This is a genomic window from Solidesulfovibrio sp. C21, from assembly GCF_047785625.1.
In the GTDB taxonomy this organism is placed as follows: domain Bacteria; phylum Desulfobacterota; class Desulfovibrionia; order Desulfovibrionales; family Desulfovibrionaceae; genus Solidesulfovibrio.
Window position 1 is genome coordinate 1 of record NZ_JBLODY010000075.1, and the last position, 19,073, is coordinate 19,073.

Annotated in this window: 17 protein-coding genes, 1 tRNA gene and 1 riboswitch; of the genes, 10 read left to right on the forward strand and 8 right to left on the reverse strand. The window is 61.9% G+C overall.

Annotated features, from left to right (window positions below):
* Positions 1-172 precede the first annotated feature (172 nt).
* Both ACMZ6R_RS16945 and ACMZ6R_RS16950 read right to left on the reverse strand, forming a co-directional pair.
* Positions 173-730, reverse strand: a complete 558-nt coding sequence (locus ACMZ6R_RS16945; RefSeq protein ID WP_416113630.1) for a hypothetical protein — start codon at positions 728-730, stop codon at positions 173-175.
* Between the two features lie 11 nt (positions 731-741).
* A complete protein-coding gene (locus ACMZ6R_RS16950; protein ID WP_416113632.1) occupies positions 742-1,281 on the reverse strand; it encodes a hypothetical protein in 540 nt (179 codons plus the stop codon).
* Between the two features lie 90 nt (positions 1,282-1,371).
* Here ACMZ6R_RS16950 and ACMZ6R_RS16955 point away from each other — a divergent pair, with 90 nt between their 5' ends.
* Positions 1,372-2,475, forward strand: a complete 1,104-nt coding sequence (locus tag ACMZ6R_RS16955) for a radical SAM protein (RefSeq protein WP_416113634.1) — start codon at positions 1,372-1,374, stop codon at positions 2,473-2,475.
* Between the two features lie 526 nt (positions 2,476-3,001).
* Here ACMZ6R_RS16955 and ACMZ6R_RS16960 read toward each other — a convergent pair.
* Together ACMZ6R_RS16960 and ACMZ6R_RS16965 are read right to left on the reverse strand one after the other, a co-directional pair.
* Positions 3,002-3,484, reverse strand: coding sequence for a GNAT family N-acetyltransferase (locus ACMZ6R_RS16960; protein WP_416113636.1), 483 nt, complete (start codon positions 3,482-3,484; stop codon positions 3,002-3,004).
* Positions 3,481-5,013, reverse strand: coding sequence for an SDR family oxidoreductase (locus tag ACMZ6R_RS16965; RefSeq protein ID WP_416113638.1), 1,533 nt, complete (start codon positions 5,011-5,013; stop codon positions 3,481-3,483). Before ACMZ6R_RS16965 ends, ACMZ6R_RS16960 begins: the two co-directional genes overlap by 4 nt.
* A 142-nt stretch (positions 5,014-5,155) precedes the next feature.
* Here ACMZ6R_RS16965 and ACMZ6R_RS16970 point away from each other — a divergent pair.
* From ACMZ6R_RS16970 to ACMZ6R_RS16990, 5 genes are all read left to right on the forward strand, one after another.
* Positions 5,156-5,232: transfer RNA gene (locus tag ACMZ6R_RS16970), tRNA-Pro, on the forward strand.
* Positions 5,233-5,785: 553 nt separating this feature from the next.
* Positions 5,786-6,298 carry a hypothetical protein gene (locus ACMZ6R_RS16975; RefSeq protein WP_416113640.1) on the forward strand — a complete coding sequence of 171 codons (513 nt, stop codon included), beginning with the start codon at positions 5,786-5,788 and terminating at the stop codon, positions 6,296-6,298.
* Positions 6,299-6,319: 21 nt separating this feature from the next.
* Positions 6,320-6,850 carry an ATP-binding protein gene (locus tag ACMZ6R_RS16980; protein ID WP_416113662.1) on the forward strand — a complete coding sequence of 177 codons (531 nt, stop codon included), beginning with the start codon at positions 6,320-6,322 and terminating at the stop codon, positions 6,848-6,850.
* Positions 6,851-7,526: 676 nt separating this feature from the next.
* A complete protein-coding gene (locus ACMZ6R_RS16985) occupies positions 7,527-9,035 on the forward strand; it encodes a sodium-dependent transporter (RefSeq protein WP_416113642.1) in 1,509 nt (502 codons plus the stop codon).
* A gap of 3 nt (positions 9,036-9,038) precedes the next feature.
* On the forward strand, positions 9,039-9,152 hold the full coding sequence (locus ACMZ6R_RS16990; protein ID WP_416113644.1) for a MetS family NSS transporter small subunit: 114 nt from the start codon (positions 9,039-9,041) through the stop codon (positions 9,150-9,152).
* A gap of 184 nt (positions 9,153-9,336) precedes the next feature.
* Here ACMZ6R_RS16990 and ACMZ6R_RS16995 read toward each other — a convergent pair whose 3' ends face one another.
* The 4 genes from ACMZ6R_RS16995 to ACMZ6R_RS17010 form a co-directional block, all read right to left on the reverse strand.
* Positions 9,337-10,155 carry a TIM barrel protein gene (locus ACMZ6R_RS16995; protein WP_416113646.1) on the reverse strand — a complete coding sequence of 273 codons (819 nt, stop codon included), beginning with the start codon at positions 10,153-10,155 and terminating at the stop codon, positions 9,337-9,339.
* A 204-nt stretch (positions 10,156-10,359) separates the two neighbouring features.
* The gene (locus ACMZ6R_RS17000; RefSeq protein ID WP_416113648.1) at positions 10,360-11,916 is read right to left on the reverse strand and encodes a c-type cytochrome; all 1,557 of its coding nucleotides are present in this window, start codon (positions 11,914-11,916) and stop codon (positions 10,360-10,362) included.
* Positions 11,917-11,918: 2 nt separating this feature from the next.
* Entirely contained in the window at positions 11,919-13,271 is a 1,353-nt protein-coding gene (locus tag ACMZ6R_RS17005) for a c-type cytochrome (RefSeq protein ID WP_416113650.1), read from the reverse strand.
* A 3-nt stretch (positions 13,272-13,274) separates the two neighbouring features.
* The gene (locus ACMZ6R_RS17010) at positions 13,275-14,150 is read right to left on the reverse strand and encodes a c-type cytochrome (RefSeq protein ID WP_416113652.1); all 876 of its coding nucleotides are present in this window, start codon (positions 14,148-14,150) and stop codon (positions 13,275-13,277) included.
* A gap of 265 nt (positions 14,151-14,415) precedes the next feature.
* On the opposite strand from ACMZ6R_RS17010, the gene ACMZ6R_RS17015 reads away from it, so the two are divergent.
* The 4 genes from ACMZ6R_RS17015 (at position 14,416) to ACMZ6R_RS17030 (ending at position 18,994) form a co-directional block, all read left to right on the forward strand.
* Entirely contained in the window at positions 14,416-14,985 is a 570-nt protein-coding gene (locus ACMZ6R_RS17015) for a UbiX family flavin prenyltransferase (RefSeq protein WP_416113654.1), read from the forward strand.
* 226 nt (positions 14,986-15,211) lie between these two features.
* Complete coding sequence (locus tag ACMZ6R_RS17020; RefSeq protein WP_416113656.1) at positions 15,212-15,475, forward strand: hypothetical protein; 264 nt, start codon at positions 15,212-15,214, stop codon at positions 15,473-15,475.
* Between the two features lie 126 nt (positions 15,476-15,601).
* Positions 15,602-15,816: riboswitch (cobalamin riboswitch) on the forward strand.
* A 140-nt stretch (positions 15,817-15,956) separates the two neighbouring features.
* Positions 15,957-18,131 carry a ribonucleoside triphosphate reductase gene (locus tag ACMZ6R_RS17025; RefSeq protein WP_416113658.1) on the forward strand — a complete coding sequence of 725 codons (2,175 nt, stop codon included), beginning with the start codon at positions 15,957-15,959 and terminating at the stop codon, positions 18,129-18,131.
* A 149-nt stretch (positions 18,132-18,280) separates the two neighbouring features.
* Positions 18,281-18,994: an anaerobic ribonucleoside-triphosphate reductase activating protein gene (locus ACMZ6R_RS17030; RefSeq protein WP_416113660.1), complete on the forward strand. Its 714-nt coding sequence runs from the start codon at positions 18,281-18,283 to the stop codon at positions 18,992-18,994.
* Positions 18,995-19,073 lie beyond the last annotated feature (79 nt).

Genomic DNA, 19,073 nt, shown 5'->3' on the forward strand with positions numbered 1-19,073 from the left:
CTGAAGTTGGGATAACTCTTGTCTTGCCATGTTGGTCTCCTCGCCTCGTTTGTGCCCTTGGAGCACGTTCACTGGCACTATCAGCCAGTTTGAGGGTCGAGGCCAACATGGTATTTGGAAGGGGGCCCGGGGGAAACTTTTCTACAGAAAAGTTTCCCCCGGCTCTTCCTCACTACTCGGAAAAAAGCGCGCCCCAGAGTTTGGTGTTGGTGCCGGGGACGGCGATGAGGGTGGTGTCGCGGAGTTCCACCTTGCGGGCCGCGCCCTGGCCGAGGAGGGACAGTATTTCCGCCGGTGTGGGCCAGCCGGCCGGGCGATGCCGGTCGGACATGAGGATGTCGGCCCCGGCGATGCAGATGACATGGTCCATGGGCACGGCGGTGATGGCCGTGATTTCGGCCAGAAGCGGGGTGTCGCCGCCCTGGCGCATGGCCAGGTGGGAGCCCAGCCAGAAGGCGGCCGGAGCGGCGAGGCGGGGCATGAGCTCGGGCAAAAGCTCCCGGGTGTCGCCGGTTAAGGGCAGCAATCCCTTGCGGCCGCTTAAGCGTTCATGGGCGGCGTCGTAGAGGGTCTTGTCGGATTCGAAGGTGATGACGGTGTCGAAAATGTCCCCGGCGGCCAAGGAAAGGTCACCCCGGCCGGCGCCGGTTTCGACCAGGACCCGGATGCCGCCGGCGTCGCGCAGGGTGGTCAAAAGGGCCGTCAGCTCGGGCGTCACGGACTGGTCCATGGGTTTCCCTTTTACTTGAATTTAAGTTGCAGGTGGATGGTGGCCGTGCCGTCGTCGAAGCTCAGGTTCTTGAGCATGGTTTCCCGGTCCAGGGTGTAGGTGTCCGTGGAATGGATGTTCACCCGCAACACCTCCTTGCGCCCCAGGGACAGGGTGGCCTTTTTGTTGCCGATCTTGAAAATGATGCGCTCCCCGTTTTGGTACCAGAAATAATAGGTCCGTTTTTCGGTAAAGAAATAGGGCTGCTCGAAGGTGGGCACGTCGCGGGGCAGCGGCTTTTCCAGCTCCAGGTCCAGACGGTAGATGTCCGGGGCGATGCGGGCCACGTTGATGGAGGTCATGGCGTAGCGGCCGGAACTGTCTGGTTTGCCGGTGCGCAGCACGGCGTAGCCGGCGGTGATCTGGAAGTCGATGTCCGGGGAGGGCAGGGAGCGGGTGGTGCCCTTGAAAAATCTGGTCAGTGACTGGGCCGCGTCGTCCGCCGCGCCCGCCGGGCATATCCCGAACGCCAGCAGGAGGGTGACAAGGACGCAGATTTTCGCTTGCGGCATGGCCGGCCTCCGAGGATTTTCCGCCCTGGCGGGCGGCGGGGAAAAGGGGTACAGGGGGTGCGAACCCATAATTTCTACCGCGCCACAGCCATGAATGCAATGACACCGCTTATCCCCGCAAGGGTCGCCGGCGAACCCGCCGTGATCCTGGAAAAGGCCCGGTCCGGCCAGCGCCTGACCCCCGACGACGCGCTGGTCCTGGCCCTGGCCGCGCCGCTGCACGATCTGTGCGCCGCCGCCATGGAAGCCCGCCTCGCCCGTCACGGCAAGAACGCCTATTACGTCCACAACGTGCACATCAATTTCACCAACGTGTGCATCAACGCCTGCCGCTTCTGCGCCTTTTCCAAGGTCAAGGGCGCGGCTGGGGCGCGCACGCTCTCCGTGGACGACATCGTGGCCGAGCTCGATGCCCGGGGGGACGCGCCCATCCGGGAAATCCACGTGGTCGGCGGACTCAATCCCGACCTGCCGCTTTCCTATTACGTGGATATGCTGCGGGCTATTTCCCGGGCCCGGCCGGACGCGGGCATCAAGGCCTTCACCGCCGTGGAAGTGTCCCATCTGGCCGACACCATGGGCGTTTCGGAATTCGAGATCCTTTCCACGCTCAAGGATGCGGGGCTCATGATGTTGCCCGGCGGCGGGGCGGAGGTCTTTTCCCCGGCGCTTCGCGAGAAGCTGTGCCCGGAGAAGATTTCCGGCGAACGCTGGTTGCAGGTGCACGCCACGGCCCACGGCATGGGCCTGCCCACCAATGCCACCATGCTTTTCGGCCACATCGAGAACTGGTCCGACCGGGTGGCCCATCTGTCGGCCCTGCGCGACTTGCAGGACCTGACCGGCGGCTTCGCCTGCTTTATTCCCCTGGCCTACCAGCCGGCCAACAACAAACTCGGGGCCAAGGGTCCGGACGGCACGACCGTGCTGCGGCTTATCGCCCTGTCCCGGCTTTTTCTGGACAACATTCCGCACCTCAAGGCCTATTGGGCCATGCTCGGCATCAAGGCGGCCCAGATGGCGCTTTGGGCCGGGGCCGACGATTTCGACGGCACCCTCGTGGAGGAGCGCATCGGCCATGCCGCCGGCGCGGACAGCCCCAAGGGCATGACCCTGGCCCAGTTGCGCCACGCCATCACCTCCGCCGGCATGGTGCCGGTCGAACGCACGCCCGATTTCCAACCGATCGGTTGAGGGAAGAACCGGGGGAAACCTTTCTGGAGAAAGGTTTCCCCCGGACCCCCTTCCAAAGACTTTTGCTAGTAACCAGCTGTTATAGTTTTAACAACTGGTACGGTAAAAGGTTTAGGAAGGGGAGAGCGCGAGAGGGGACAACCCTTTTCAAAGGGTTTCCCCTCTCGCACAGTCTTCTCTTTCTTTTACTCCTCAATAAAAAAGGCGAAGGCCGTTTCCCTCGGGGTAAGGAAACGGCCTTCTATGCATCGGCGGGAACTGTGTCCGGGATGGGCGCTTATGGCGGCTGACTCGGGCGCGCCCGTCTCCTTGCCGTTTGGCGACGCGGCGTGATGCAACGTTCTTTTCGGGCGGTGCATCCGCCATGCCTGTGTCAGCCTGTCGTCCAAAACGAACGATGGCCCTGTCAACAGGCCGGAATTTCTCGTAAAACGCAGCCGTCCAGGGGCCGTCAGTGTCCACGCGTTCCAGGGAAGCTGGAGCGGAGCGCCACAAGCCGTGGAACGGTTCCAGGGATCGTGGGGCGTCAGGCGCCAAGGGCTTTGGCCATCAGGCACACGACCAGGGAGATGCCGTTGCCGAGATCGCGCCGGGCCGGGCTTACGATGGCGTAGCCGTGGCGCAGGTAAAACGAGAGGGCGTTGCGCGAGGCGGTCAGGGTCAGGCCGCTGAGGCCCGCGGCGCGGGCGAGTTCCTCCACGGCGGCCAGCAGCCTGCTCCCCGTTCCCGGGGCGGCCCCGGGCGCGACGTAGAGCAGGCTCACTTCGCTGCCGGTCAGGCTGCCGACGCCCACGATGCCGGACGGCATGGCGGCCACGAGCAGGCTGTTTCGGGAGTCGGCCAGCATGGACGCGAATTTGGCCGGTGTTCCCCGGGCCGCCCAGGCCGCGCGTTCGCGCGGGCCGTAGCTGTCCCGGGCTTTTGCTTCAATGGCTGAGGCGAAGATGCGGGACAGCCGGGGCGCGTCCCCGGGCAGCGCCGGCCGGATGGCGATGGCGTCCAGGCTCATTGCCGTGTGCCCAGGCGGCAGGCGGCCGGCAGGTGCGGTGTGAAGCGCCGGGGCGGGGTGAGAAGCCGCGCCCCGAGCGAGGCGGCGATGCCGCGCAACAGCCCGGCGAAAACCAGATTGTGCGGCACGAGCAGCGCATACCAGTAGGCCAGCCCGGCGAGCCCCCGGGGCAGGAATTTGGAGTGCACGACCAGTTCCGTGGCCCCGTCGCCGGCCGGGCGCAGGCGGAATTCCAGCAGGGCTTCGCCCGGGGTGCGCATCTCGGCCAAAAGCTGTAGCCGTTTTTCGGGCGTTACGGCCACGACGCGCCAGAAATCCAGGGCATCGCCCACCCTGGGCCCGTCGCGCCGGATGGTCACCCGCCGGAGTCCCACGCCGCCGACCAACTGGTCGAGAAAACCCCGCAGCCGCCACAGGAAATTTCCCCAATACCAGCCCGTATCGCCGCCGATGCGGGCCATGGCCCGCCAGACGTCTTGCGGCGGCGCGGCGATAACGGCCCGCCAGCCGCATTCGTAAACCGTGCCGCCGGCATAGGGGGCGTCGCCGCAGGCCGTCCATTCGGGCGGGGCGGCATAGCCGGCGTCGGCGCAGGTGCTTTCCACCGCGTTCTGGCGGATTTTTTCCAGGGCCAGGGCGATGGCCTCGCGGCAGGTCAGGCGCTTTCGGGGCAGGATGTCCAGGATGCGCGTGTCGCGGCAGACCACCTCGTTGCGCAGCCCCTCGACCAGCGGCACGATAAGCGCCCGGGGCAGGGGCGTTATGAGCTGCATCCAGTAGGTGGAAAGACGCGGGGACAAGACCGGCACCGGGATGATGATGCGCTTTCGCAGCCCGGCCACGGCGGCGTAGAGTTGGAAGATTTCGGCATAGGTGAGCACGTCCGGGCCGCCGATGTCGAAGGTCTGGCCGATGGTTTCGGGCGCGTCCAGACAGCCGGCGAGGTAGCCGAGCACGTCGGAGATGGCGATGGGCTGGCAGCGGCCCCGCACCCAGCGCGGGGCGACCATGACCGGCAGGCGGTCGACGAGGTAGCGCATGATCTCGAAGGAGGCGCTGCCGGAACCGAGGATCATGGCGGCGCGCAGGTGGGTGACGGGTACGGGGCCGGAGCTGAGGATTTTGGCCACTTCGTGGCGCGAACGCAGGTGCGGGCTGAGATTGTCGTCGGCGTCGCCCAGGCCGCCGAGGTAGATGATGCGGGAAAGGCCGGCATCATGGGCAGCCTGGGCCATGGCGGTTGCGGCCTGGCGGTCGGCGGCGGCGAAGTCGCTGTTGGCCGGGTGCATGGAATGGACGAGGTAGTAGGCGGCTTGGCAACCCATGGCGGCCTGGCGCATGGCGGGCAGGTCGCGGATGTCGGCCTGGGCCAGTTCCAGATCGGGATGGCCGGCAAAGGGACGGCAGCGCAGTTTTTCCAGAGAGCGACCGACGGCGCGTACGCGGTATCCGGCGGCAAGGAGCCTTGGCACGAGGCGGCCGCCCACGTATCCCGTGGCGCCGGTGACGAGGATGGGGGCTTGGCGCATGGCGATTGTCCGTTCTCCTGGTATCGGTCCTGGATAGCAGTCCGGGGCGGGGCCGGCAACGCGTGGAGGGGGTATTTGGAAAAAAAAGCGATTTTGGATTGACAAACGGGCGGATGCTCCCTAAATTCCGATTCCTTCGCGTCGGGATGTAGCGCAGTCTGGGAGCGCACCTGAATGGGGTTCAGGGGGTCGGAGGTTCAAATCCTCTCATCCCGACCAGTTATTTCTAAGGGCTTACGGTGAATAACCGTAGGCCCTTTTTGCGTTGGATAACCAGGTGGATAATCTCTTGGCCTGGGATTTCAGGGGAATGGTTATCCAGGGCGACCCCTTTACCCTGAGGTCAGGGGGGCGCTCTGCAGATAGTGAATTCTCTGTAAGTTGTTTGTTCACCTCATCTATTTTGTTTTGTTGGTCTATTTTTCATGGGAGTTGTTCTGAGGTGCCGATGCCGCTGGTGTGGTGGTCGGAGGGGCAGGACTCCATGATATGGCAAGGAGGAGGCAAGCATGAGATTATCTTTGCCACGTTTTTTATTGGAGATCGTTAGCTGTGCTTCCGTGTGGATTCGAAAATCGAAAATTTTGCTTGCCGTCAATATCAAGTTATTGTTAAAATATAGAAGTTTTTGTGGAAATTTGCGGACATGTTGTTTCCCTTCCAAGGAAAAAATCTTGTTCTGGATAGCGGTGGTCAATAATAAGAATGGGTATTTTTGTTGAGGTTAGTGTCTCTTGATTGTTTATATGTAAGCTATTGTAGGAGGAGTGGTATGTACGATAGATGTTTGAAGTCTACTGTTAGGATTGCTATATGCAATTTGAATCATATAAATTCTATAAATTTGTCGCGTTGTTTATCAAATCTTCCGTGTGTATCTGAATATGTATTCGATTTCTCTAATATGCAGGCTGTTTTTCCTTATGGAATAGTTACCTCCGTATTCTCAATTGACCATTTTAAAAAATTAATGACGAAAATGGTTCAAAAAAAATATGGAATAACTCCTTCTTTTGTCTATAACGGTATTGATGTTTATAATAATAATGCGCACGGATATGCTGCCCATGTAGGTTTTTTTAAAGAAATTGGTGCCGATATAGGACGTTGTGCTGGAGAAGCGTATGGCAGTGATTCCTATATTCCTATTGAGAAAATAGGTGTGTCAGAAGTTCATGACAGGGCAGAAGAAAGGGCTGTTAGTTATAACGATATAATCGAAATATATTCTCAGCGATTGGCAAGTGTAATAGCTAAAAATGATGTGAAGCAAATTTATGGATAAGTTGATTATTGTTTGCGAGAAATGATTAGGAATGCAGTTGAACACAGTTTAGGGTCTAGTGTTTATGTGTGCGGGCAATTTTTCCCCAGTAACAATACTGTTGAAGTGGCAATTGCCGATCAGGGGATTGGAGTATATGAAAGTTTAATGAAAAATAAAGAGTTGAAAATTGAGTCATCAGAAAAAGCATTGTCTAGTAGCATCATGCCAGGAATATCTGGAAAATTCTTAGAGACAAATCCTGACGATGAGTCTGTGAATAGCGGATTTGGTCTCTATGTTACAAGTAAGCTGTGTAATAAACATGGGCAGTTTTTGATAACAAGCTGTGACAAGTCTTTGCTGCTTAAGGATGGAACGACTAGATATTTTGATTCAGATTATAAAGGTACGAGCGTGTCTTTGGTCTTTTCAACGAACAGTGGTGTCAACTATAAGGAAGAACTGGATGCCATTATAGAAAAAGGTGAAGAAGAAGTGAGGGCAAGAATAAAAAATCCAATATTTCAAGCCTCAAAGCTCTCGAAGAAGATTAGTCAAACAAGTAGTTAGTTTATTGTTGTAATTGTTCTAGGCGTTTGATTGTATTGGATGTCAAGGGTCTTGGCCTCAGTGGGAATGGAGGGCCTTTCGGCCCCCACCCTCGTGTCTAATACGCTCTCAGTGCGGCAAAGTAGGTTTCATTCTGCGACTTAGGCATGGTCCCGGATGAACAGCTCGAAGGCGGACTTTGAGGCGAAGGTCATGGTCTTCTCCAGGCAAGGCGTAAAAAAAAGTTCAAGGCCGAAGCGTAGTTGACCTGCGTGCGGCCTTGAACTTTTTGCCGTAGCGCAGCCGGGGGGAATATTCCAACAGCCTGTTGGGGGAGGAAGCTCGACGGCGGCCTGCCTTCAGACTGGACTTTTCTCCCTGAAAGTGGTTTGCGTGTGGCCCCTTGTATTCGAAGCCGTCTCTGGCACTGCCCGGAGTCGCGCGTCGTTTCGCCTTCCCGTTTGTCGGCAGGCCTCTGTCGTATCCGCAAGCAGCCGGCGAAAGGTCCACGCGACGTAAACGGCCATGCCGGCGGGCATCGGCACGTCGTGTCTCCTTTCGTCAAGACTTCTTGCACGGCGAGGAAACGCGGATGTCCCGGACGAACCGGGATGTTCGTTATGTGGGAGAAGTGTATTTCATGATCCCGTAGAATGATTATGAGATAGGCCACCATTTTCAATGGAGTTGTGAGGTTATGCAGAAAAGAGAGATGTGGGGTTCACGGACCGGGTTCGTCATGGCCGCGGTCGGGTCGGCAATCGGGCTTGGCAACATATGGCGCTTCCCGTACATGGTCTACGACAACGGCGGCGGCGCATTTCTCGTGCCGTACTTTGCGGCCATGATCATTGCCGGCATCCCCTTCATGATCCTCGAATTCGGCCTGGGAAAGAAATTCATCGGCTCCGCGCCGAAGGTTTTCTCCTCCATCTCCAAAAAATGGGAGTGGCTCGGCTGGTGGCAGGTCATGGTGTCCTTTATCATCACGACCTACTATGCCGTTGTTGTCGCCTGGTCGCTCAATTACTTCATTCTCGCCTTTTTCCAGGGCTGGGGCACAGCGCCAAAAGACTTTTTCTTCACGAAATTCCTGGCTGTCACCAAATCGCCCTTGCATTTGGGCGGTGTGCAGCCGGAAATCATCATTGCCACGGCCGCGGCCTGGTTTCTCACGATTTTCGCGGTGTTTACCGGCGTGAAAAGCGGCATCGAACGCACGAACAAGATCTTCATGCCGCTGCTTTTTCTGCTGGTGTTCATTTTTATCGGCAGAGGGTTGATGCTCCCCGGGGCGGTCGACGGCCTCAACTGGCTCTTCACGCCCGATTTTTCCGCAATCCTGGACGGCAAGGTCTGGGCCGACGCTTTCGGGCAGATTTTCTACAGCCTGTCCATCGGCTTCGCCATCATGTTGTCCTATGCCAGTTATCTGCCTGAGGAATCGGACATCAGCAACAACGCCTGCATGACCGTGTTTATCAACTGCGGCTTCAGCGTCATCTCCGGCATCATGATCTTCAGCGTGCTCGGCTACATGGCCCAGCAGCAGGGCGTTCCCATCAGCAAGATCGCGACTTCCGGCGTCGGACTGGCGTTTATCACCCTGCCCACGGCCATCAACCTGATGCCCGCGCCCATCTTCTTCGGCACGCTGTTTTTTCTGGCCCTTTCCGTGGCCGGACTGTCCTCCATGATTTCACTCAATGAAGTCGTGGTGGCCGCGCTCATGGAAAAAATGAACATCTCCCGCAAGAAGGCGGCCCTTATCTTCTGCACCGTCGGATTTGTGATCAGCATTGCCTTTACGACAGGCGGCGGGCTGTTGCTGCTCGATATCGTCGATCACTTCATCAACAACTTCGGCGTGCTCCTCGGCGGCGTCATCGAGATCATCTTCGTCGCCTGGTTTTGCAGGATCGACGATCTGCGCGCCTATATCAACAGTTCCTCGGAAATAAAGATCGGCAGCCTCTGGTCCATCAGCATCCGGTTTGTTGCGCCCGCCATGCTGTTTTTCATGTTGGTGTCGAATTTCGTGGGCGATGTCTCCAAGAATTACGGCGGCTACTCCACAGCGGCGACGCTGGCTTTCGGCTGGTCCACGCTCTTTGTCTGCATCGCCTTCGCCGCCGTCTGTTCACGGCAAAACCATGCCTTTGCCCTCATCGTGAACACGAACAAGAATTTTCTGAAAAGGAGATAGGCCATGTCCACCAGTGCCATTGTCATGATGCTTTTCGGCCTCGGCATCACCTGGGGTGGTGCGATCGCCTGTTTCCGCATCGCGTTTAAGGGAAGTAGCGGCGCGGCGGGGAAGTGAAACCCGCGACGGGTCTTCCGCGCTGATCCGCAAAGTGGAGAGCGCCCCGGTTTGTCGGCATCGTGCCGGAAATCGGGGCGCTTTTGCGTGGAGCGGGCGGCGGGTTGGCCGAGGGGCCCCGCCGGGAAGAAGGCTGGCGGAGGAGGGCGGCTTGCCGGGTGCATCCATGCCCCTTGGCCGCCGGCTACAGGGCGCGGTAGGTCTTTTGGAGCAGCAGGGCGTCGTCTTCGAGCAGCGAATCCTCGCAGATGACGCAGCCTTTGACGGCGTAGTCCCGCAAGGCCCGCAGGCAGGCCTTGTAGTTGAAGTCGCTTTCCCGAAGGCCCAGGTGGCGCTTTTCGCCCTTCGGACCGTATTCGATGCCGCTTATGTGGATATGCATGTCGGTAAGCGCCTCCGGGCCCAGGGCGTCGGCCACGGCGCGAAGCACCTTGCCGAAATCCGTCGTGCGCGTAAGCGCCCCGTTGCCCCGGGCGTGGATGTGGGAAAAGTCGATGCACGGCTTGCAGGTGGGCACGTCCCGGCTGAGGTCCAGCAACTCCGCCACGGTGCCGAACTGTGTGCCCTTGCCCGTCGTCTCCAGCCGATACTCGATGCCCATGTCGGGCAATTTGCGCAGGTTGTCGCGGATGGCCGCGTAAACCTCTTCCTGCGGCTGGCCGAGGTAAAAGCCGGGGTGAAAGACCAGGCTGCGCCCGCCCACCATGGCCAGGGCCCGCGCTCCCTGTCGGATGCGGTCCAGGGACGCCTCCTGCTTGTCCGGCGAGGCGGCGTTGAGGTTGATGTAGTACGAGGCGTGGGCCGAGAGATAGAAGTCGTTTTCCGCCTTGCTGCGCAGGATCGCGTCCCGGTTTTTCTCCGTGACGTTGACGGACCTGACAAAGGGCAGCTCCATGGCGTCGAGGCCGAGGCGGCGCAGGTAGGGGATGGCCGTGGCGTAGGTGAACTTTTGGGTGCCGTCGCCGTGCGGCAGGCCGGATATGCCGAAAAGAAGTGCGTCCATGGGGCGGCAGCCTATAGAAGAGAATGCGAGAGGGGAAACCCTTTGAAAAGGGCAGTAGCCCCTCTCGCGCTCTCCCCTTCCTCAACTTTTCAACAGGGCGTGTTGTGAAGGTAACCCATCATTATTATTAAAAGTCTTGGGAAAGGGGGGCTGGGGGGAAACCTTTCTACAGAAAGGTTTCCCCCCAGTCTCTTTCTTTTCGCATTAATGCGCCGTGCGGAAGGTGTTGCTGATGGTGGCGAGGTCTTGGAGCGTGGCCGCGGGCAGGACGCGGTAGGGCTGCATGACCGTTCCGGGGTAGCCGTCGGTGATGACGCCCAGGGCGCGTTCGGGGGTCAGGGCATAGCGGCGCAGGTCCGGCGGGGCCGGGAGCAGGGTGCGGCCGAAGGGCGTGATGCCGCCGTCCGCGCCGTGGCACACGGAACAGGTCTTGTTCCAGACCTGCATGGCTTCGGAGCCGACCGGATGGTGCGCCGGCTTGGGCGTGGCGTCGAACATGGAAAAGCGCGTGGAAAGGGTATCCAGCAGCTTTTCCAGTTTTTCCCGGTCGAAGAGCCGGAAGTACGGCATGGCCGAGCCCGGGGTGCCGGCCGTCAGGATGCCGTAGATGTAGTCCCTGTTCGCCCGGATGGCGGCAAGGTCCTCGGCCGGCACCACCAGCCGGGCGGCGGTCGGGCCGTCCCCATGGCCGGCCTTGCCGTGGCAGGGCTGGCAGGCTCCGACATAGATGGTCTCGCCGTTGTCGTAGACGGTGTTCAGCTTGGCCGCAAAAGCGGCCAGGGCTTCCTTGCGGAAGGGGGCGTAGGCTTTCGAACGCGCCTCGCGCGCGGCCACGGCCTGGGCATGGGCCGGGGCCAGGACGCGGTCTTGGAGAAACTGCCGGGCGAGGAGCATGGAAACGAAGATGACGGGCAGCAGGACGAGCAGGCTGCCCGGGCCGGCGGCAAGGGGCGCGGCGGCGGGGCGCAGGCTCAAAAGCATCAGCATGGCGGCGGCCACGCCCACGGTCACCGCGCCGAGCACGGGCCAGTCGAGGCCCGAGGCCACGGAAAAGACCAGCGGGATGCCGATGACGACCTGGGCCAGGGTCGCGCCGAAAAGCCAGGTGCGCAGTTTCGCGGCCTTTTCGGGATGTTCCCTGGCCGAAAAGAAGAGGTGGAAGGCCGCGCCGAAGACCAGCGCCGCGCCGAGGATATGCAGGTAGCGCAGCAGCCAGTGCGGCGCGAAAACGCCGTCCGGGGCAAATCCCCGGGCCGCGAACCGGGCCCAGAAGTCCTGGCGCTCCATGAGCGACAGGACCCCGGTGAAAATGGCCGGAACGGTGAGGAGGGCGCCGACGCCGAGCACGCCGCAGACAAAGGCCAGCCACGGACTGGCGCTTATTTTATGGCCAAAGGCGTCGATGAGCAGAAACGCCACAATCAAAAGCGGAATCACGGCCAGCCAGGCATAGGAAAAAAGGGCCGTGGTGGTGAAAAAGGCCTGGGAATAGCGCACCTGGATGATGAGCAGCGGGGCCACGCCAAGCACCACGGCCAGGCTTTTGAGCCCCAGGTGCGTGTGCACCATGCGCTTGTTCCAGAGCTGGGGTCCCGCGTCGCCGGCCAGTCGTTTTTGGAGGAAAAAGAGCAAGCCGAGCAGGGCCGTGCCGAGCATGAGCAGCACGAAAAGCAGGTGCAGGCCGAAGGTGACGAAAAGCAGCCCATGCAGCCAGCTTGCCGGCAGCGGCAGTGAGAGGAACAGATCGGTCCACTGGGACATGGCTACTTCTCCTTGGGCGCCGGCCCGCGCAGGCGTGCATCCTGGTTGGCCAAGGTGAAAAGGTAATTGGCCAGAAGCAGGCGTTCCTGTTCGGTGCCGGTGAAGGGCGTCATGAACGGGGCCAGCCCCTCGGTGATGGCGGTGATGGCGTTGACGCCGTCCTGGGTGCGGCCGGCGATGCGCTTGCGGATGTCGTTTATGCCGCCGTCGGTATGGCACACGCCGCAGTTGGCCGCGAAAAGGGTCGCTCCGTCGCGCATGGCGGCGGATTGGCTGCCGTTGTCGTTGACCCAGCGCATGGTGGGCAATATCGCTTCGTTTTTCGCGGCGAGCCCCTTGTTTTCAACCAGCGGGATCTGGTTGGCGTACATGTAGCCCGGCAGCAGGTACGGGCCGCGCACGAACTCGCGCACGCGCTCGAATTCCGTCACCAGCCCCACGCATAAAATGATGGTCGGGATGCAAAGCGCCCGGCAAAGTATCGGCCGCCGCAAAAGCGCCGCCAGGGCCGTCGCCAGTACGAGCAGCCCGGCCAGGCCGTTGGCCAGGGGCAGGAAGTCGGGGCGTTGCGACAGGGCCGAGGTGGCCACGGCAAACTTCCAGTGGGTGAGGTAGGTCATGGGCACCCGGGAGAAATAGACGAGCCCGCTGACCGTGGCGGCCAGGGCCGCGCCGAGAAAGATCGCGCCCCCAAGGCGCAGGGCCCGGCCGCGTTCCTCCCGCGAACCCTTGTATCTCCAGGCGAGCCAGGTGATGACGAAGAGCGCGCCGAGCGCCAGGCCCCCGGACACGCGCAGGAAGCATTGGGGAATGAAGGTCGGGTTGAAATAGGCCCGCCCGAAGCCGCCGGCAAAGGGCCAGCCGTCCGGGGTGAGCATGAACCCCAGGATGCCCGAAATAAGGATGGCGGAAATGACCGCCATGCCGACGTAGCCCCAGCCGAGGGCCACCAGCGTCCCTGGCCGTTTTTCGGCCAGCCGGTCCCACAGGTAGTAGTAGATCAAAAGGAGCACCACTTCCGAGGTGAACGCGCCCCATTCGATGAACCAGGGCCAGAAAAAGAGGTGGATCAGCGAGCCGATGCCCTCCGGGGCCAGCCCCCCGGTGATGAACCAGATGCCGACGCCCGTGACCGCGCCGATCGAGGTGGTGACGACCACGGCCGGTCCGAGAAGCGCGCGGCTGATCCGCGCCCAAAACGCCCCTTTGCCCAGATACGTCAGGGTCTGGAACAGCACCAGCATGGTGACGAGGCCGATGGCCAGGCCGTGGCTTATGAGCACGTGCAGCACGGCATCGAGGGCGATGGTCATGCCGTCGCCAAGACTGGGGATGTGCAGGATGGGAAAGATCATGGCTTATTTCACCTCGGACAGGGGGATGACCTGCACGACCTTGTCGGGGTGGGTGGCCACGAATTTCGGGCGCGGCTTTTCATGCACGAAACCGGCCAGGTCCAGGGCCTGCTCCTGGGTCAGGGACGGGGAGCTTTTGGGCATGTAGCGCCAGGCGAAGACGGAAAAGGTGCGGATGCGGTGCATGCCGGCCCCGTCATTGTAGGAGCCGTCGCCCCAGAGCGGCGGGGCGATGGCCGTGCCCTGGCCGGCCTCGCCGTGGCATCTGGCGCAGACGTCCTGGTAGACCTTGGCGCCGTTGGCCACATCGGGCTTATGGGAATTGCCCAGGTCGTGGGGCAGGGTCCAGGGCTGCTCGGAATAGATGGGGATGCCCTTGGATATCCACTGCATGTAGACGAGCAGGGACTGCATGATCTGGCTGTCGTAGGCCGGGGCGGTGCCGTTCATGCTGCGTTCGAAACAGCCCTGGGTGCGCAGCGTCAGGTCGGCGGTGTAGTCGCGGCGACCGCGGAAGAGCGGGTAGCGCGCCCCGACCCCGACCAGGGAAATGGTGTCGAGGCTGCGGCCGCCGTCGAAGTGGCAGCTGGTGCAGGACAGGTCGTTGTTGATGTATTTGCCGGCGTACTTTTTCGTTTCGGTCATGATCCTGTAGCCGAGCATGACTTCCGCGCGGATGCTTTCCGGGGCGTCCTCGGGGCGCGGCGGATTGAAAAGTTGTGGCATGGCCGGCGCCTTGGCGTTTTGGCGCGGGACCTCTCGCGGCGTTTCGGTCCGCTTGGTCACGAGGGTGGACCGGAAAAAGGCCAGGATCCAGACGCCGAAGGCGAGCAGGAGGGTTGCCAGCACCAGTGCGAAATAAACATTGCGGTTTTTCATAGAGACTCCGTACTGCGGGGACTGTGGCAAGACGCGAATCCGCCATGCGGGGAGAAGCACCGGCCGAAAAACGGATCAGGGCACGCGGTATGCCCTGTGCCCGCGACTCTCCAACTTCTTTATTTTGAAAACTCTCGCAGGTTTACCCGCACCGTTTCGGATGTCAATATGCGGTGCCGAAAACATCGGAAGACCGGCGGGCCGGGAGGAGGGCGCCTGGAGCGGTCCGGCTCGGATAACTGTCCACACAACCGAAGGAAAAATCATGAAACGGCTCCTGGTCGGCATAACGGGCGCAAGCGGCGTGCTCTACGGCATCCGGCTGCTCGAGGTCCTGCGCGGCGTGGCCGAGGTGGAAACGCATCTCATTTTGAGCCGGGGCGCGGCCACGACCTTGGCCTACGAGACCGACTTCACGGTTGCGGCTGTCGCGGCCCTGGCCGATGTGGTCCATGCCCACGACAATCTGGCCGCGGCGGTCTCGAGCGGTTCGTTTCCCGTGCACGGCATGGTGGTGGTCCCGTGTTCCATGAAGACCCTGGCCCAGATCGCCCTGTCCCTTGGCGACAACCTCCTGGCCCGGGCCGCCGACGTGACGCTCAAGGAGCGGCGCAAGCTGGTGCTCGTGCCGCGCGAGACGCCGCTGCACCTGGGGCACCTGCGCCACATGACGGCCGTGACCGAAATGGGTGGCGTCATCCTGCCCCCGGCCCCCTCGTTCTACCACGGCCCCCGCACCATCATGGACATCGTGGACCAGACCGTGGGCAAGATCCTGGACCAGTTCGCCATCCCCCACGACCTCTTCCACCGCTGGGACGGCCGGGAGGGGTGATCCGGCCCGCGCCGGCGGGACGGTGCATACGCAGGGGCGGAAAGGTCGCGGCCCGTGGCTTCCCCGGGCATTTGCCTCCTTGAAAAGCGTACGCATCCGGTTTTCTTATCCGGGGAGAACGTCGCCCCCGGAGAATGGGAACGCCTTGTGCGAGGGAGGAAAAAAACATGCCGTCTAGGCGGGGACGGCGAAATGGTTCATGGAATAACAAAAGGAGGCAGCCATCATGCAAGGCGACCACGAACACCACCATGACCATACTCATGAGCACACCCACGAACACGAGCATGAACACGAGCATCCCGGCATCGGCAAGCACACCCACAAGCATGTCCATGTCCATACCCATGAACATGAACACGAGCACAAGCACCCCCACGAGCACGGCGCGGGGGAAGGCGCGCACGAACACCAGCATACCGGCGAGCACGGCCCTCACGACCATGTCCACCCGGACCACGAGCACGTGCCCCACACCCACGATCACTGAGTGACGCCGCGCCGACGACGGATTTTTTTTTCAAATCGCCCGGAAGCGCCGGGGGCGGCCGACCGAAGCCCGATAGCGGCCGCCCCCGCCCCTCTGAGGCCGATTGACTCTCCCGGCCGCTCCCCCCTATACCATGGCTGCGCTGGCGTCCGTCCTCCCCGGGACGGGCTGCAAAAGAGAACCCGGTGAGACTCCGGGACTGCCCCGCAGCGGTAAGCGAAAACGACCTCCGCCACCAAGCACTGGGCTCCCCGGCCTGGGAAGCGGCGGACAGTAGGCACCCGGTCTGCCGGCCGTCACGTTCGCAAGTCCGAAGACCTGCCAGCGCCCGTCCGCGAAGCCTGTTCGCGGACGAACCGCCAGGGAGCCTCGAGGGAGGGCGACCGGCCTCGCGGCGCATGGGGTGGCGTCGCGGCCGCGCGTCTCTCCTCGGTTCCGTCTCGATATCGCGTAGTGGGAACGCGATATCGCAGGGAATGCCATGCTGGAACCGATGACCAGTTCCGATCTATCTTTCGACACCTTGCCGGAATCCGTAGCGTCCGCTGCGCCGGAACGTGTCGCCGTGGCCGTGCCCATGCGCATCAAAAAGCGCGATGGCAAGGTCGTTCCTTTTGACGGCGAGAAGATTTTCTCCGCCATCCGCCGGGCCGGCGCGGTCACGGGCGAGTTCGAGGACGCCGAGGCCCGGCTGCTCACGGCCCAGGCCGTCAAAGTGCTGTCCCACCGCTTCACCGGCCAGATCCCGGACATCGAACGCATCCAGGACGTGGTGGAGCAGGCCCTGATTTCGGCCAACCACTTCCGCACCATGCGCGCCTACTCGGTCTACCGCGAACAACGGGCTAAGCTGCGCCACGACAAAAAGACCGTGGTGGACGTGGCCGCCTCCATCAACGAATACCTCGACCGCCAGGACTGGCGCGTGGCCGCCAACGCCAACCAGGGCTATTCCCTCGGCGGGCTCATTTTGAACGTCTCTGGCAAGGTGGTGGCCAACTATTGGCTCAACCACGTCTATCCGCCGGAAGTGGGCGCCGCTCACCGCGAAGGCGACCTCCACATCCATGACCTGGACATGCTGGCCGGCTATTGCGCCGGCTGGTCGCTGCGCACGCTGCTGGAAGAAGGCTTAAACGGCGTGCCGGACAAGGTGGAAGCCGACCCGCCGCGCCATCTTTCCAGCGCCGTCGGCCAGATCGTCAATTTTCTCGGTACGCTGCAAAACGAATGGGCCGGGGCCCAGGCCTTTTCCTCCTTCGACACCTACATGGCCCCGTTCGTGCGCAAGGACAGGCTCGATTACGCCGAGGTGCGCCAGTCCATCCAGGAGCTGATCTACAACCTGAACGTGCCGTCGCGCTGGGGCACCCAGACCCCCTTCACCAACCTGACCTTCGACTGGAACTGCCCGGACGACCTGGCCGGCCAGCATCCGCGCATCGGCGGCGAGGAGCTGGAGTTCACCTACGGCGAGCTCCAGGCCGAAATGGACATGATCAACCGGGCCTACATCGACGTCATGACCGCCGGCGACGCCAAGGGACGGGTCTTCACCTTTCCCATCCCCACCTACAATATCACCAAGGATTTTCCCTGGGAGTCGCCCAACGTCGACATTCTCTTCGAGATGACGGCCAAGTACGGCCTGCCCTACTTCCAGAATTTCGTGAATTCCGACCTCGAGCCCAACATGGTGCGCTCCATGTGCTGCCGGCTCCAGCTCGACCTGCGCGAGCTTTTAAAGCGCGGCAACGGCCTTTTCGGTAGCGCCGAGCAGACCGGGTCCGTGGGCGTGGTCACCATCAACTGCGCCCGGCTCGGCTACAGCCATAGCGGCGACGAGGCGGGACTTCTGGCCCGCCTGGACGGCCTGCTCGACATCGCCCGCACCAGCCTGGAGATCAAGCGCAAGGAGATCACGCGGCGCATGGACGCCGGGCTTTTCCCCTACACCAAGCGCTACCTCGGGTCGCTTCGCAACCACTTCTCCACCATCGGCGTCAACGGCATCAATGAAATGATCCGCAACTTCACGTCCGACGCCGAAAACATCACCACCCCGGCCGGCCACGCCCTGGCCGTGCGTCTGCTCGACCACGTGCGCGAGCGCATGACCGAATTCCAGGAGCAGACCGGCCATCTCTACAACCTGGAAGCCACACCGGCCGAAGGCACCACCTACCGGTTCGCCAAGGAAGACCGCAAACGCTTCCCCGGCATCCTGCAGGCCGGCACGCAGGGGAAGCCCTACTACACCAATTCGTCCCAGCTGCCGGTCGGTTTTACCAACGACCCCTTCGAGGCGCTCGCGCGCCAGGAGGAGCTCCAGCGCAAATACACCGGCGGCACGGTGCTCCACCTCTACATGGGCGAACGCATCTCCAGCGCCGAGGCCTGCAAGAACCTCGTGCGCCGGGCGCTTTCCCGTTTCGCCCTGCCCTACATCACCATAACGCCCACGTTCTCCATCTGCGACGTCCACGGCTACCTGGCCGGCGAGCACGAGACCTGCCCGCGCTGCGCCGCGGCCGGCGAAACCCGCGCCTGCGAGATCTGGACCCGGGTCATGGGCTACTACCGGCCCAAATCGGCCTTCAATATCGGCAAACAGGGCGAATACGAAGAACGTATCTGCTTCGCCGAGCCCCAATAAGCGGGGGAGACGCCTCCGGCGGCCAGGGGGAAACTTTTTGAAAAAAGTTTCCCCCTGGACCCCCTTCAAAAACTTTCAAGGGGGTGGGAGCTGGCCGGAATTCCGCGAGGGGTTCCGTTGATGGCTTGCGTCCCCTTGCAGAAGTACGAATGCAACAGATAAGAAATGAAGAAGAATTGCGCCTCGGCGGCCGCATGCCGCTTTCCACCCTGGACTATCCCGGCGAGTTGGCGGCGGTGCTTTTCTGCCGGGGCTGCCCCTGGCGCTGCCCCTACTGCCACAACGCGGCCCTGCGTGAAGCCGGCGGCGAGGCCGACGAGGATTTCGCCGGTGCCCTGTCCTGGCTGGAAAGCCGGCAGGGGCTTCTCGACGCGGTGGTTTTTTCCGGCGGCGAACCCACCCGGCAAAAGGCACTCGGCGCGGCCATGGCGGCCGTACGCGACCTCGGCTTCAAGATCGGCCTGCACACGGCCGGCATGTTCCCCGAGGCCCTGGCCGACGTGCTGCCCTCCTGCGACTGGGTGGGCTGCGACATCAAGGCCCCGGCCGCGGCCTATGACCGCATCACCGGCATCGCCAACAGCGCTGATCCGGCCTTGGCCAGCCTGCAACTCCTCACCCAGGCGCACGTCGCCTTCGAAGTGCGCACCACCTGGCACCCGGCCCTGCTCACCCCGACGGACATGACTGCCCTGGCCGACGAACTGGACCGGCAGGAAGTCCCCACCTGGGTCATCCAGCCCTTCCAGCCCAAAGGCTGCGTCGACGAAAACCTCCGCGCCGCCGGACCGGCCGCCTTCCCGGACGAGCTCCTGGAAACGCTGCGCCAGACAGCCCCCGGCCTCTCCATCACCGTTCGGTGATTGGGGAGGGGAGGGGAAGAGCCGGGGGAGGGAACCCTTTTTTGAAAAAAAGGGTTCCCTCCCCCGGACCCCCACCCTC